Here is a 13,087-nt window from a genome sequence, read left to right as displayed (position 1 = left end):
TACTTCACGATCGCGTCGGGCGCGTCGTGCCGAGACCCGGAGAACGGGACCGGGGCCCCTTCTCCGGATGGAGAAGGGGCCCCGGTCAGGTCCTTCACGAGTCGGGGTGGCGGGATTCGAACCCACGACCTCTTCGTCCCGAACGAAGCGCGCTACCAAGCTGCGCCACACCCCGTTTCGAACCTCGGTTAGCTTACAGCACGATCGGGGTGACGGTTAAATCGCCTGGTCAGTGCGGTGAAAACGTGCTCCGGGTGCCCGCGTCCGCGGTGCTGCGAGCCTGCTCGCGGGGGGCCGGGATCAGCGTCAGCAGCGTCGCCTCGGGCCGGCACCAGAACCGGGCGGGGGCCGTCGGCGACGTGCCGATGCCCGCCGACACGTGCAACCGCATGTGCGAGCCCCAGCGCGACACGCCCTTGACCCGCGACCGGTCCAGCCCGCAATTGGTCACCAGCGCGCCGACCAGCGGCAGGCACAGTTGGCCCCCGTGGGTGTGGCCCGCCAGCACGAGGTCGTAGCCGTCGTCCGCGAACCGGTCCAGCACGCGCGGCTCGGGGGAGTGGGCCAGGCCCAGCCGCAGATCCGCCGCCGGGTTCGCCGGACCCGCGACGGTGTCGTACCGGTCCCGGTCGATGTGCGGGTCGTCGACACCGGCCGCGCTGATGCGCACCCCGGCGATCTCGAGTTCGCGGTGCACGTGCGTGACGTCGAGCCAGCCGCGCTCGCTGAACGCGGCGCGCAGATCGCTCCAGGGCAGCGGCACGCCGTGTACGCGCTCGTGGTCGCGGTCGAAGTACTTCAGCGGGTTCTTCACCCGGGGCCCGAAGTAGTCGTTGCTGCCGAAGACGAACAGCCCCGGCCGGGCGAGCAGACCGCCGAGCGCCTGCACGACGGCGGGCACAGCCTTCGGATGCGCAAGGTTGTCGCCGGTGTTGACCACGAGGTCGGGTTCGAGGCGATCGAGTTCGCGGAGCCAGTTCTGCTTGAGCCGCTGCCCGGGCGTCATGTGGATGTCGCTCAGGTGCAGCACGCGCAGCGTCGAGGCGTCCGGCGCAAGGACCGGGAGGGTCACCTCCCGCAGGGCGAAGGCGTTGCGCTCGATGAGCGTCGCGTAGCCGAGGCCCAGGGCGGCGGCACCGGCCGCGCCGATCGCGGCACGTCGAAGAGTGGGAACGTCTGGCACGTCTCCAGCGTACCGCCGGGGCTCGTCCGCGCACGGGTTCGCGGGGCGCCGCGTAGCGTCGAGGCATGTCCGACACCACGTCCTCGCTCAAGTCCACGCTCCGCGCCGACCTCACGGCCGCGATGAAGGACAAGGATCCGCTGCGGATCACCACGCTGCGCATGCTGCTTGCCGCGATCCAGACCGAGGAGGTCGCCGGCAAGCAGGCGCGCGAGCTCACCGACGAGGACGTCGTGACGGTGCTCGCGCGCGAGGCGAAGAAGCGCGGCGAGGCTGCCGAGGTGTATACCGAGAACGGTCGCGGCGAACTGGCGGCCAAGGAGCACGCCGAGGCCCGCATCATCGACGAGTACCTGCCGACGCCGCTCACCGACGCCGAACTGGCCGACGTCGCGGATACCGCCATCGCGCAGGTCGCCGAGGAGATCGGGGAGCGGCCCGGGCCGCGGCAGATGGGTCAGGTCATGAAGGCCGCGACCGCGATCGCCGCCGGGAAGGCCGACGGCAAGCGCCTGTCCGCCGCCGTCAAGTCGCGCCTGTAGCCGAAGACCCCGTCCGGTCGTCGCGCGACCGGACGGGTGACGGTCATCGTCCCGGGATGGGTGCCGGCGCGGCCGGCACCGTCGTGTCCGGCACCTGGCTCTCGGTCGGTCGGCCGGGGGTCGCGCTCGGGCTCGGTGGCGCGGCGCGCACCGAGCCGTCGCTGACGAAGATCGTCACCGTGGACCCCGGGACGGCCGACCCCGACGGGGAGACCGAGGCGACGGTGCCGCTGCGGCCCTCCGCCTTGACCGTCGTCTCCGTCACCTGGAAGCCGGCGTCGATCAGCCGTTGGCTCGCCTGCTGACGGTTCAGACCCACGACGTTGGGCACCTGGGCATTGCCGGCGCCGCGCACGTACTTCTGGTCCGCGGGCGGCAACTCGGTGGGCCCGAACTTGTTCGCGACGGGCAGCAGTGCCGTGAACCAGGTGCGGGCCGGCTCGGTGCCGCCGAACAGATTGCCGTCGGAGCACGGGCGCACGGGTCCGCTGCAGATCTGCCCCGGCGTGGGGGAGTCGCCGTAGGTGTAGACCGCCCCGGCCAGGTTGTTCGTGAACCCGACGAACGCCGACGACATGTGCGACTCGGTCGTTCCGGTCTTCGCCGCCACCGGCAGGTTCCAGCCCACCGATCCGGCCGCACCGGACGCCGTACCACCGCCCGCGGTGTCCTTGCTCAGGGCGGTGGCGAGGGTGTCGGCCAGCCCCGGTTCGACGACCTGCTCGCACGCCTGCTGGGTGATCGGCACGGGCTTGCCGTCGCGGTCGAACACGGCGTCGATCGGCGTCGGCGGGCACCACTTGCCGTGCGAGGCCAGCGTGGCGGCGACGTTCGACAGCTCCAGCGGGTTCACCCAGGTGGGGCCGAGCGTGAACGAGCCGAGGTGCTGGGCCTTCTGCATGTCGACCATGCTCTGCTCGCCGAAGCCGGACGTGTTGGGCTGCGCGTACGAGCGCAGGCCCAGCCGCACCGACATGTCGACGACCGCGTCCACACCGGTGGCCTCGATCAGCTTGACGAAGGCGGTGTTGGGGGACTGTGCGAGCGCGTCCGGCACCGACAGCTTCGCCGGGTACGGTGCGGCGTTCTCGACGCAGTAGGTGGCCGGCGGGCATCCGGGGGCGCCGCCGTCGCCGAGGCCGCGGGCGTTGTAGCGGGACGGCACGTCCAGCACGGCGCTGGTGCCGAGGCCCTTCTCCATCGCCGCCGCGACGGTGAAGATCTTGAACACCGAGCCGGCGCCGTGACCGGTCAGCGAGTACGGCTGCGGCTGCACCGTCTGCGAGGCCCCGCCGTCGAGGCCGTACACGCGGCTCGACCCCATCGCCAGGACGCGGTGCGAATCCTCCCCGGGCCGGATCACGTTCATCACCGTCGCGACGTCATCGACGGTCGGGCTGGTGAACCTGTCCAGCGACGATTTGACCGAGCCCTGGATCTCGGGGTCGAGCGTGGTGCGGATCAGGTACCCGCCCTTGTCGATCTGCTCGCGCGACAACCCGGCCTCGGCCAGGTATTGCAGGGCGTACTCACAGAAGAACCCGCGGTCGCCCGCCGCGATGCAGCCGCGCGGCAGGGTCTTCGGCTCGGGCAGGACGCCGAGCGGCTGCTCCTTCGCGGCCCGGATCTCGGCGGCGCGCTCGGGGATGTTCTGGATCATCGTGTCGAGCACGACGTTGCGTCGCGCCAGCACGCCGTCCGGATTGGTGTACGGGTTCAGCGCGGAGCTGGACTGCACCATGCCGGCGAGCATCGCGGACTGGGTGACGTTCAGATCCTTCGCGTCGATGCCGAAGTACGTCTGGGCGGCGTCCTGCACGCCGAAGGACCCGTTCCCGAACGGCACGAGGTTCAGGTAGCGGGTGAGGATCTCGTCCTTGGTCAGCTCGTCGTCGAGCGTCAGCGCCATCCGGATCTCCCGGATCTTGCGCGCGGGCGTCGTCTCGATCGCCGCGCGCCGCTCGGCGTCGGTCTTGGCGACCACGTGGAGCAGGTAGTTCTTCACGTACTGCTGGTCGATCGTGGACGCGCCCTGCTCGACCTGACCGCTGGTGGTGTTGGTGAGGAAGGCGCGGATCGTGCCCTGCCAGTCCACGCCCTGGTGTTCGGCGAAGCGCTTGTCCTCGATGGAGACGATGGCGAGTTTCATCTCGTTGGAGATCTGGTCGCTCGGCACCTCGAACCGGCGCTGGTCGTAGAGCCAGGCGATGGGGGTACCCGCCGCATCGGTCATCGTGGTGACCGCCGGCACCACACCCTCGACGAGTTCGGCGGAACTGTTGTCCACCGTGTCCGCGGCGCGGTTCGACACGTAGCCGAAGCCTCCGGCCGCCGGGAACATCACACCGGCCAGCAGGACTCCGCCCAGTGCCGTGCATCCTGCGAGCTTCGCCACCGTTTTTCCGATCGACACGTCTACACAGTACGTGCCACCCCGGGGCGCAGAACCCGGCGCACGCGTTCCCGTGTGTGCGTTGCGCTGGCAAAAGCCCTCCGACGTGCAGTGATGCACGGGCGTACCAGAAAAGTGTTTCTCCGCCTTGCATCCGGGGAAGTCTTTACCTAGATTGAGTCCTCAGTGTGATGCAGATAACACCTGAATAGGAATGTGGTGCAGATCCGTCGTGCTACGCCGCCGATTCTGCGCGCCTTCCAGGACCCCGTGACACGGCGTTCGGAGAGTAAGGGGCAACTGAATGCACATGACCACCCCGATGGCCCGGCTCGACGTAGACCAAGCAGAAGCACGCATCGCATGGGTATCGAAAGCCCGATGCCGTGAAGTGGACCCCGATCAGTTGTTCGTCCGCGGCGCCGCCCAGCGCAAGGCCGCAGTCATCTGCCGGCACTGCCCGGTGATGCTGCAGTGCGGCGCCGACGCCCTCGACAACCGCGTCGAATTCGGCGTGTGGGGCGGGATGACCGAACGTCAGCGCCGGGCGCTGCTCAAGCAGCACCCCGAAGTCGACTCCTGGGCCGACTTCTTCGAAGCGCAGCGTCAGCACCAGAACGCCGTCTGACCGCGCACCCCCGAGACCCGCGAGGTTACGCCTCGCGGGTCATCTGATCCGCGACGGCGCGCAGCCCGTCGAGGTCCGAGACCTCGAACGGCAGCGACGGCACGCCGACGACCGGAACCCGCGGGTGCGCACTCGTGAACCGGGCCAGCAGCCGCAGCTCCCGCTTCGCCGTCACCGCCCGGTGGGCATGGACCCGGAGCACGGCCTCGGCCGGCGCGGTCTCCTTCCGTCCCTGCTCCTCGAGCAGATCCGCCGCGGTCAGGGCGTGGTCGGCCGGCAGCGGGCACAGCGTGGGATGCGTGCGGTTGAGGATCAGACCCGCGAGCGGCATGCGGTCCTCGGAGAGCCGCTCGACGAAGAACGACGCCTCGCGCAGCGCATCCGGTTCGGCCGCGGCCACCACCATGAAGTGGGTGCCCGGCTGCTGCAGCAACTGGTACGTGCGGTTGGCCCGCTCCCGGAACCCGCCGAACATCGAATCGAGTGACTGCACGAAAGCCGAGGCATCCGAGAGCATCTGGCTGCCGACGATCGTGGAGACCGCCTTCAGGGCCAGGCCCATCGCGCCCGTGACCAGCCGCCCGAGCCCGCGGCCCGGCGCGGTGAACAACCGGATCATCCGGCCGTCCAGGAACGCCCCGAGCCGCTGCGGTGCATCGAGGAAGTCCAGCGCGTTCCGCGACGGCGGGGTGTCGACCACGATCAGATCCCACGTGTCGCTCGCCGCGAGCTGCCCGAGCTTCTCCATCGCCATGTACTCCTGCGTGCCGGAGAACGACGAGGCCACCGTCTGGTAGAAGGGGTTGTCGAGGATCTGCTGCGCCTTCTCCGGTGCCGAGTGCTCGAGCACCATGTCGTCGAAGGTGCGGCGCATGTTCAGCATCATCGCGTGCAGCTCGCCCTTCGCGTCCGGCCCCAGCTGCACGAGTTGCGGGCTGTTGTCGAGGGCCTGCACGCCCAGCGCCTGTGCCAGCCGCCGAGCCGGATCGATCGTCAGCACCACGACGTTGCGGCCCTGCTCGGCCGCACGCAGGGCCAGCGCCGCCGCGGTCGTCGTCTTGCCGACCCCGCCCGCGCCGGTGCACACGATGATGCGCGACGAGGGGTCGGCGAGGATGGATCGGACGTCGAGCGGGGGCGCGTGGTGCGCCCGCGGCGCGGTCACCGCACGCCCTGTTCGCCGAGCTGCTCGGCGAGTTCGTACAGCCCGCCGAGATCCACGCCGTCCGCCAGCGCGGGCAGATGCATTCGTGCCACGTTCACCTCGTCGAGTTGGGCGGCGCTGACCTGCTGCGCCTGCAGGGTGGATGCGTACTCGATCGTCTCGGTCAGCAGACCCGCGAAGTCCTCGTCGCCGAGGGCGACCCCGGCTCGGTCGAGCCCCTCGCGTACCGCCTCCGCGTCGATCCGGCCGGCGGCGGCCTCGTCGACCATCTCCTCGGGCAGGAAGTCGGGGGCGGTGCGGTTGACGATCACCGTGCCCAGCCGCAGGTCCGCCGCGAGCAGCTCGGCCACCGCGTCGGCGGTCTCCTGGACCGGCAGCGCCTCGAGCAGCGTGACCAGGTGGACCATCGTCTCGTCGGAGTGCAGCAGCCGCACCACACCCTCGCTCTGCGACCGGATCGGACCCGACTTGGCAAGGTCGGCCATCGCCTTGGTCACGTCGAGGAAGCTGCCGATGCGTCCCGTCGGCGGGGAGTCCACCACGACCACGTCGTACACGGGTTCGCCGGTGCGGTCGGTACGCACCACGGTCTCCTTGATCTTGCCGGTGAGGATCACGTCCCGCAGGCCCGGCGCCAGCGTGGTCGCGAACTCGATCGCACCGATCCGGCGCATCGCCCGTCCCGCGAACCCGAGGTTGTAGAACATGTCCAGGTACTCGAGGAAGGCCGTCTCGATGTCGATGGCGAGGGCATACACGGCGCCGCCGCTGTCCGTCGTGGCGATCTTGGTCTCGACCGGCGGAAGCGGCGGCACGTCGAACAGCTGCGCGATGCCCTGCCGTCCCTCGACCTCTACGAGCAGCACCTTGCGGCCGCCCGCCGCCAGGGCCAGGGCCAGCGCCCCCGCGACGGTCGACTTACCGGTACCGCCCTTGCCCGAGACGAAGTGCAGCCGCGCCTGCGCGGCCGTCGCCGGCCAGACGTCGTGTTCAGCAGTCGTTGATGCCACGACGTCGAGCCTATAAGTCCGGTGCGCATATAGGGTCGAGACATGAGCGAATTGACAACGTGGGAGTACGCGACGGTGCCCCTGCTGACCCATGCCACGAAGCAGATCCTGGACACGTGGGGAGCCGACGGCTGGGAACTCGTGTCGGTGCTCCCGGGACCCACCGGCGAGCAGCACGTCGCCTACCTCAAGCGCCCGAAGGGCTGAGCCGCGTGGCAGCAGAGGATTCCGCGGGGCGGACCTGGACGGCGCGGCTCGCCGAACTGGGTCTGAGCCTGCCGCCGGTGGCGGCACCCGTCGCCGCCTACGTTCCCGCCGTCCGCACCGGTGACCACGTCTACACCTCGGGGCAGCTGCCGTTCGTCGACGGCACGCTCGGTCTCGTCGGCAAGGTGGGCGCCGACGTCTCGGCCGAGGCCGCCAAGTCCGCGGCGCGTATCGCCGCGCTCAACGCGCTGGCCGCGCTGGATGGCCTCGTCGGCATCGACAACCTCGTCCGCATCGTGAAGGTCGTGGGCTTCGTCGCCTCGGCGGAGGGCTTCACCGGCCAGCCGGGTGTGATCAACGGCGCGTCCGAGCTCCTCGGTGAGGTGTTCGGGGAGGCGGGCGTGCACGCCCGCTCCGCCGTCGGCGTGGCCGAACTGCCGCTCGGCGCTCCCGTCGAGGTCGAGATCATCGCCGAGGTGCGCTGACGGGCGCGGGGTGAGCCGGATCTAGAGTGGGACGCACCCCACACCTTCCGACGGAGGAGGCCGGATCATGACGCTGGTTCACCCCGCGTACGCGCAGTTGCGACAGGTCACCGCCAATGCCGCGGTGGTGCTGGCGGAGAACCCGTCGATGATGACGCTCGACGGCACCAACACCTGGATCCTGCGGGCGCCCGGCAGCGACGAGTGCGTCGTGGTCGATCCGGGCCCGCTCGACGAGGCGCACCTCGCGCGCGTCGCCCGGGTGCCCGTGGCGCTGACCCTGGTCAGCCACCGGCACGGCGACCACACCGACGGCGCCGGACGGTTCGCCGAACTCACCGGCAGCGCGGTGCGGGCCGTGGACGCCCGGCACCGGCACGGCGGGGGAGCGGGCCTGGCCGACGGCGAGGTGATCGAGGCGGCCGGACTGCGTATCCGGGTACTCGCCACGCCGGGTCACACGGCGGACTCGCTGTCCTTCGTCCTCGAGGACGACCGCAGCGTGCTCACCGCCGACACCATCCTCGGTCGGGGCACCACCGTCCTCGACGACTCCGACGGCGACCTCGGGGACTACCTCGGGTCGCTGCGCCGGCTGATCGACCTCGGCGCCGGCTACACCGTTCTGCCCGGGCACGGACCGGACCTGCCCGACCTGGAGACCATCGCCCGCGGCTACCTCGACCATCGGGAGGAGCGGCTCGACCAGGTGCGGGCCGCGCTGCGGGTGCTGGGGGACGACGCCACGCCGCGGTCCGTCGTCGAGCACGTGTATGCCGACGTGGACCCGTCGCTATGGCCGGTCGCGGAGAAGTCGGTCAACGTCCAGCTCGAGTACCTGCGCAGCTTCGCCTGACCTCCCGAACGATCGAGGCCGGTGCATCGACGATGCACCGGCCTCGATTCGTGGAACGGGTGTTACCGCGCGCGGCGGGCGAGGCGCTCCGAGTCGGAGATGAGCACGCTCTTGCCCTCGAGCCGCAGCCAGCCGCGGTGGGCGAAGTCGGCGAGCGCCTTGTTCACGGTTTCGCGGGAGGCGCCGACGAGCTGTGCGATCTCCTCCTGGGTCAGGTCGTGCGTGACGCGCAGCGCGCCCGCCTCCTGGGTGCCGAACCGCTGCGCGAGCTGCAGCAGAGCCTTCGCGACGCGACCGGGCACGTCGGTGAAGATCAGGTCGGCCAGGTTGTTGTTGGTGCGGCGCAGACGGCGCGCGAGCACGCGCAACAGCTGCTCCGCGATCTCCGGGCGCTGGTCGATCCAGGCCTTGAGGGCGTCGCGGTCCATGCTCACGGCCCGGACCTCGGTCACGGTCGTGGCGGTGGAGGTACGCGGGCCCGGGTCGAAGATCGACAGCTCACCGAACATGTCGGACGGGCCCATGATGGTCAGCAGGTTCTCGCGGCCGTCCGGCGAGCGGCGGCCGAGCTTCACCTTGCCGGAGACGATGATGTACAGGCGGTCGCCCGGCTCACCCTCGTTGAAGATGACATGTCCGCGGGGGAAATCGACCGGCTGAAGCTCTTTGACCAGCGCCGCAACCGCCGAGGGTTCGACTCCTTGGAAGATGCCTGCTCTGGCCAGGACGTCGTCCACGTGCGCTCCTTTGGGGAAAATTCTCGTCGTCATGCTGCCGGGTCTGCACGACGTCCACGGGCGCCCGGACAGGCCACCTGCAACGCGTACGGAAACGAAGTCTACTGTGCGCGCACTCGGCATGAGTGATTGACACCACGACAGCTGCCGTGCCGTTCCTGCAGCAACGCCCACGCATCCTACCGATGCGTCCCGATATCAGCTCGCGCGGCGCGCTCCCATGTCGGACTCCGCATCGTCGAGCTCCATGACGAGGACCCGCCGCCGACGGCGGTGGAACCGGGCGAGAGCGTGGGGGAATCCCTCCCTGGCCAGGGTGGCGACGTCGTCGTGGCTCGCCTTGTCGAGGAACTCCTCGACCTCCTGCTGGCGAACGGACAGACGGCTCAGCCGGGACTCGACCCGCTCCATCGCCAATGCGAACAGCATGAGCAGCACGGGGAAGAGTACGACAGCAAGAGCTTGCATACCGGGAAGTAAACACAAGAAAGGTCTCAGAAGCGACACAGCGCCGAATCCGCGACCGGCCGGGTACGTACAGTGGAGCAGGTGCATGCGACCCCGTCCGAGAGTCCCGACGTGCGCCGACGACGCGTGTCCGGAGGCGAGCGGAAACCCGAGAGCAGGCTCGCCCTGGTGCGGCGGGCCCGCCGCATGAACCGGCGGCTCGCCGAGGCGTTCCCCCACGTGTACTGCGAACTCGACTTCACCACGCCGCTCGAGCTGGCGGTCGCCACGATCCTGTCCGCGCAGTGCACCGACGTGCGGGTCAACCAGGTCACCCCGGCCCTGTTCGCCCGCTACCCGGACGCCCGCGCCTACGCGGAGGCCGACCGGGCCGAGCTCGAGGAGTACATCCGGCCCACCGGTTTCTACCGCAACAAGGCCAACTCCCTGATCGGCCTCGGACAGGCCCTGCTCGAGCGGTTCGACGGCGAGGTACCGCGCCGCCTCGAGGATCTCGTCACACTTCCCGGATTCGGCCGCAAGACCGCCAACGTGGTCCTCGGCAACGCGTTCGACATCCCCGGCATCACCGTCGACACCCACTTCCAGCGTCTCGTGCACCGCTGGAAGTGGACCGAGGAAACCGACCCCGTCAAGATCGAACACGCCGTCGGCGCGCTCGTCGACCGCAAGGAATGGACCCTGCTCTCGCACCGGGTGATCTTCCACGGCCGGCGCGTCTGCCACGCCCGCAAACCCGCCTGCGGCATCTGCGTGCTGGCCAAGGACTGCCCGTCCTACGGCATCGGACCCACCGACCCCGTGACCGCCGCCGCGCTGGTGAAGGGACCGGAGACCGAGCACCTGCTCGAACTGGCCGGACGGTGACCCGGTGCAACTGACCCGCGCAGGCCGCTGGAGCCTGGTGGCCCTCGTCGTCGTGGTGGCCCTGATCGTCGCGATCTGGCCCCGCGACGCCGACGACCCGGCGCCGGCCGCCGACGGTGGTCGCCCGACCGCGGCGCCGGTGGACCGCCGCGCCCAGGACACCCCCGAATCCCTCGCGCCGCTGCGTGCCGCGGCGGCGCTCGAGCCCTGCCCGGCCCCGGCCGGGAACGGGGCCGGGCCCCTCGCGGGGTTGCGGTTCGAGTGCCTCGGCGACGGCAGCAGCGTCGATCTGGCCGCCGCGCTCGCGGGCCGGCCCGCGCTGGTGAACCTGTGGGCCTGGTGGTGCGGGCCGTGCGCCGAGGAACTGCCCTACCTGCAGGAGTACGCGCAGCGTGCCGGTGACGCGGTTGCGGTCGTCACCGTCCACACCGACCCCAACGAGGCCAACGCCCTGTCCCGGCTCGCCGAGTACGCCGTACGGCTGCCGGGGGTGCAGGACGGGTCCGCGCGCGTGCAGGCAGCGGTGCAGTCGCCACCCGTGCTGCCGGTGACGGTGCTGATCCGGCCCGACGGTTCCGTCGCGAAGGTGCTGCCTCAGCCGTTCCGCAGCGCCGACGACGTCGCCGCAGCCGTGGAGAACCACCTGGGGGTGAAGGTATGACGCCGTACTGGCTGCGCCGCGTGTCCACCGTGGCGCCGAGCGATCCGCACCAGGTCAACCCGGTGCTCGACCGCCGCGCACCGAACGGGTTCACCGTCCGTCCGGCGGCCGTGCTCGTGCTGTTCGGTGGCTCGTCCGAACCCGATCCCCTCGCGCGGGGCGGTCTGCCCGCCGACGCGGATGTCCTGCTCACCCAGCGGGCGCCGACGATGCGTCAGCACAGCGGGCAGGTCGCCTTCCCGGGTGGCGCCGCCGACCCGGAGGACGACGGCCCGATCGCGACCGCGCTGCGCGAGGCGCAGGAGGAGACGGGCCTCGACCCCGCCGGCGTCCGTCCGCTGACGGTGCTGCCCGAGATCTTCATCCCACCGTCGGGGTTCGACGTCACCCCGGTGGTCGCCTTCTGGGAGAAGCCCACCCCCATCGGGGTGGTCGATCCCCGCGAGGCCGTCCGGGTGGTGCGGGTCTCTCTGCACGACCTGCTCGATCCGGACAACCGCTTCCAGATCCGGCACGAGCGCGGCTACCAGGGACCGGCTTTCCTCGTGGACGACATGCTCGTGTGGGGGTTCACGGCGGGGATCCTGGCGGGCCTGTTCGCGGTGTCGGGCTGGGAGATCGAGTGGGACCACACCGACATCCGTGACTTCGAGGTCACGCTCGCCGAGCTCGAGACAGGGGTGGTCGAACCGTGACACCGTCCGGATGGATCGACGTGCTCATCCTGCTGGTCGTGCTCGTGGCCGCGTCGTCGGGCCTGCGACAGGGCGCGGTGGCGTCTGCGCTGGCGTTCCTCGGCGTGGTGCTCGGCGCGGTCGCCGGCATCCTCATCGCCCCGCACGTGCTCGTGCACGTCGAGGAGGGACGGATGCGGATCCTCGCCGGGATTGCGCTCATCGTCGTGCTCGTCATCATCGGCGAGGTCGCGGGCATGGTGCTCGGCCGGGCGGCACGGAGCAACATGCACAGCCCCGTCGCGCGGGGCGTCGACAGCGTGGTCGGGGCCGGTCTGCAGGCCGTGGCGGTGCTGGTCGCGGCGTGGCTGCTCGCGATTCCGCTCACCGCGTCGTCGCAACCGGAGATCTCGGCCGCCGTACGCGGCTCCCGGGTGCTGGCCACGGTCGACGTGCTGGCCCCGGACTGGCTGCGCGGCGTCCCCAAGGAGTTCTCGGCGCTGCTCGACACCTCGGGCCTGCCGGAGGTGATCGGGCCGTTCGGCCGCACGCCCATCACCGAGGTGGAGCCGCCGGACCCGAGCGTGCTCGCCAGTCCCGTCGCGCTCGACCTGCACCCGAGTGTGCTGCGCATCAACGGCGTCGCGCCGAGCTGCCAGCGTGCGCTCGAGGGATCCGGGTTCGTCGTCGCGCCCGAACGCGTCATGACCAACGCGCACGTCGTCGCCGGCACGTCGGCGGTGTCGGTGGAGACGCTCGGTGGGGCGCTCGACGCCGAGGTCGTGCTCTTCGATCCCGCCGTCGACGTCGCGATCCTCTCGGTGCCGGGACTCGACGTGGCGCCGCTCGCGTTCGCGCCCGCGCCCGCCGATTCGGGTCAGGACGCCCTCGTCCTCGGATATCCCGGCGGGGGCCCGTACACGGCGAGCGCCGCACGGATCCGGGAGACACTCGACCTGCAGGGGCCGGACATCTACCGCTCCGGCACCGTCGAACGGGAGGTGTACACCGTCCGCGGTTCGATTCGTCAGGGCAACTCCGGCGGGCCGCTCGTCGACGATCAGGGCCGGGTGCTCGGCGTCGTGTTCGGCGCGGCCGTGGACAACAGCGATACCGGGTTCGTGCTGACCGCGGCGGAGGTGAGCAGTCAGCTGGAGCTGGCCGACGATTCCTTCGCGGCGGTGGCGACGGGTACGTGCATCGCCTGAGCCG

At 70.6% G+C, this 13,087-nt stretch carries 15 protein-coding genes and 1 tRNA gene; 9 read left to right on the top strand and 7 right to left on the bottom strand.

From position 1 onward, the window contains the following. Window positions 1–101: 101 nt before the first annotated feature. Both OCS65_RS26115 and OCS65_RS26110 read right to left on the bottom strand, forming a co-directional pair. Window positions 102–175: transfer RNA gene (locus tag OCS65_RS26115), tRNA-Pro, on the bottom strand. Window positions 176–229: 54 nt separating this feature from the next. Then, window positions 230–1,183 carry a metallophosphoesterase gene (locus OCS65_RS26110; RefSeq protein ID WP_006945573.1) on the bottom strand — a complete coding sequence of 318 codons (954 nt, stop codon included), beginning with the start codon at window positions 1,181–1,183 and terminating at the stop codon, window positions 230–232. A 65-nt stretch (window positions 1,184–1,248) separates the two neighbouring features. On the opposite strand from OCS65_RS26110, the gene OCS65_RS26105 reads away from it, so the two are divergent. Then, entirely contained in the window at window positions 1,249–1,725 is a 477-nt protein-coding gene (locus OCS65_RS26105) for a GatB/YqeY domain-containing protein (protein WP_006945572.1), read from the top strand. Window positions 1,726–1,768: 43 nt separating this feature from the next. On the opposite strand, the gene OCS65_RS26100 is transcribed toward OCS65_RS26105, so the two are convergent. Beyond that, the gene (locus tag OCS65_RS26100; RefSeq protein ID WP_029547209.1) at window positions 1,769–4,120 is read right to left on the bottom strand and encodes a penicillin-binding protein; all 2,352 of its coding nucleotides are present in this window, start codon (window positions 4,118–4,120) and stop codon (window positions 1,769–1,771) included. Window positions 4,121–4,421: 301 nt separating this feature from the next. Between OCS65_RS26100 and OCS65_RS26095 the strand changes: the two genes are divergently transcribed. Next, complete coding sequence (locus tag OCS65_RS26095; protein WP_026137870.1) at window positions 4,422–4,745, top strand: WhiB family transcriptional regulator; 324 nt, start codon at window positions 4,422–4,424, stop codon at window positions 4,743–4,745. Between the two features lie 25 nt (window positions 4,746–4,770). Here the strand turns inward: OCS65_RS26095 and bagB are convergent, their stop codons facing one another. Further along, entirely contained in the window at window positions 4,771–5,910 is a 1,140-nt protein-coding gene (gene bagB, locus OCS65_RS26090) for an ATPase BagB (RefSeq protein WP_006945569.1), read from the bottom strand. After that, the gene (gene bagA, locus OCS65_RS26085; RefSeq protein ID WP_006945568.1) at window positions 5,907–6,920 is read right to left on the bottom strand and encodes an ATPase BagA; all 1,014 of its coding nucleotides are present in this window, start codon (window positions 6,918–6,920) and stop codon (window positions 5,907–5,909) included. Before bagA ends, bagB begins: the two co-directional genes overlap by 4 nt. A gap of 42 nt (window positions 6,921–6,962) precedes the next feature. On the opposite strand from bagA, the gene OCS65_RS26080 reads away from it, so the two are divergent. The 3 genes from OCS65_RS26080 (at window position 6,963) to OCS65_RS26070 (ending at window position 8,468) form a co-directional block, all read left to right on the top strand. Beyond that, window positions 6,963–7,127 carry a Sp36 family protein gene (locus OCS65_RS26080; RefSeq protein ID WP_006945567.1) on the top strand — a complete coding sequence of 55 codons (165 nt, stop codon included), beginning with the start codon at window positions 6,963–6,965 and terminating at the stop codon, window positions 7,125–7,127. Window positions 7,128–7,132: 5 nt separating this feature from the next. Beyond that, window positions 7,133–7,612: a RidA family protein gene (locus OCS65_RS26075; RefSeq protein WP_006945565.1), complete on the top strand. Its 480-nt coding sequence runs from the start codon at window positions 7,133–7,135 to the stop codon at window positions 7,610–7,612. A 67-nt stretch (window positions 7,613–7,679) separates the two neighbouring features. Further along, a complete protein-coding gene (locus tag OCS65_RS26070; RefSeq protein WP_006945563.1) occupies window positions 7,680–8,468 on the top strand; it encodes an MBL fold metallo-hydrolase in 789 nt (262 codons plus the stop codon). A 62-nt stretch (window positions 8,469–8,530) separates the two neighbouring features. On the opposite strand, the gene OCS65_RS26065 is transcribed toward OCS65_RS26070, so the two are convergent. Beyond that, the gene (locus OCS65_RS26065) at window positions 8,531–9,205 is read right to left on the bottom strand and encodes a Crp/Fnr family transcriptional regulator (protein WP_003935274.1); all 675 of its coding nucleotides are present in this window, start codon (window positions 9,203–9,205) and stop codon (window positions 8,531–8,533) included. 198 nt (window positions 9,206–9,403) lie between these two features. Next, window positions 9,404–9,673 (bottom strand): hypothetical protein, encoded by a 270-nt coding sequence (locus tag OCS65_RS26060; RefSeq protein ID WP_029547213.1) that lies wholly within the window; start codon window positions 9,671–9,673, stop codon window positions 9,404–9,406. Between the two features lie 72 nt (window positions 9,674–9,745). On the opposite strand from OCS65_RS26060, the gene nth reads away from it, so the two are divergent. From nth to OCS65_RS26040, 4 genes are read left to right on the top strand one after another with little or no spacing between them, the layout of a single operon-like run. Continuing rightward, window positions 9,746–10,540 (top strand): endonuclease III, encoded by a 795-nt coding sequence (gene nth, locus OCS65_RS26055; RefSeq protein ID WP_037201375.1) that lies wholly within the window; start codon window positions 9,746–9,748, stop codon window positions 10,538–10,540. A gap of 37 nt (window positions 10,541–10,577) precedes the next feature. Continuing rightward, entirely contained in the window at window positions 10,578–11,201 is a 624-nt protein-coding gene (locus OCS65_RS26050) for a TlpA family protein disulfide reductase (RefSeq protein WP_006945557.1), read from the top strand. Continuing rightward, a complete protein-coding gene (locus OCS65_RS26045) occupies window positions 11,198–11,896 on the top strand; it encodes an NUDIX hydrolase (RefSeq protein ID WP_006945556.1) in 699 nt (232 codons plus the stop codon). Before OCS65_RS26050 ends, OCS65_RS26045 begins: the two co-directional genes overlap by 4 nt. Further along, entirely contained in the window at window positions 11,893–13,083 is a 1,191-nt protein-coding gene (locus OCS65_RS26040; protein ID WP_006945555.1) for a MarP family serine protease, read from the top strand. Before OCS65_RS26045 ends, OCS65_RS26040 begins: the two co-directional genes overlap by 4 nt. Window positions 13,084–13,087: the final 4 nt, after the last annotated feature.

The sequence above is a fragment of the Rhodococcus aetherivorans genome, assembly GCF_025722975.1.
Classification (GTDB): Bacteria; Actinomycetota; Actinomycetes; order Mycobacteriales; family Mycobacteriaceae; genus Rhodococcus; species Rhodococcus aetherivorans.
Note: the sequence above shows the minus strand (reverse complement) of the source record. Positions and strands in the feature narration are given on the sequence as shown.

Coding starts and splice junctions, on each gene's coding strand:
- OCS65_RS26105 (WP_006945572.1), top strand. CDS start 1,249: ATGTCCGACACCACGTCCTCGCTCAAGTCCACGCTCCGCGCCGACCTC.
- OCS65_RS26095 (WP_026137870.1), top strand. CDS start 4,422: ATGCACATGACCACCCCGATGGCCCGGCTCGACGTAGACCAAGCAGAA.
- OCS65_RS26080 (WP_006945567.1), top strand. CDS start 6,963: ATGAGCGAATTGACAACGTGGGAGTACGCGACGGTGCCCCTGCTGACC.
- OCS65_RS26070 (WP_006945563.1), top strand. CDS start 7,680: ATGACGCTGGTTCACCCCGCGTACGCGCAGTTGCGACAGGTCACCGCC.
- OCS65_RS26060 (WP_029547213.1), bottom strand. CDS start 9,673: ATGCAAGCTCTTGCTGTCGTACTCTTCCCCGTGCTGCTCATGCTGTTC.
- OCS65_RS26045 (WP_006945556.1), top strand. CDS start 11,198: ATGACGCCGTACTGGCTGCGCCGCGTGTCCACCGTGGCGCCGAGCGAT.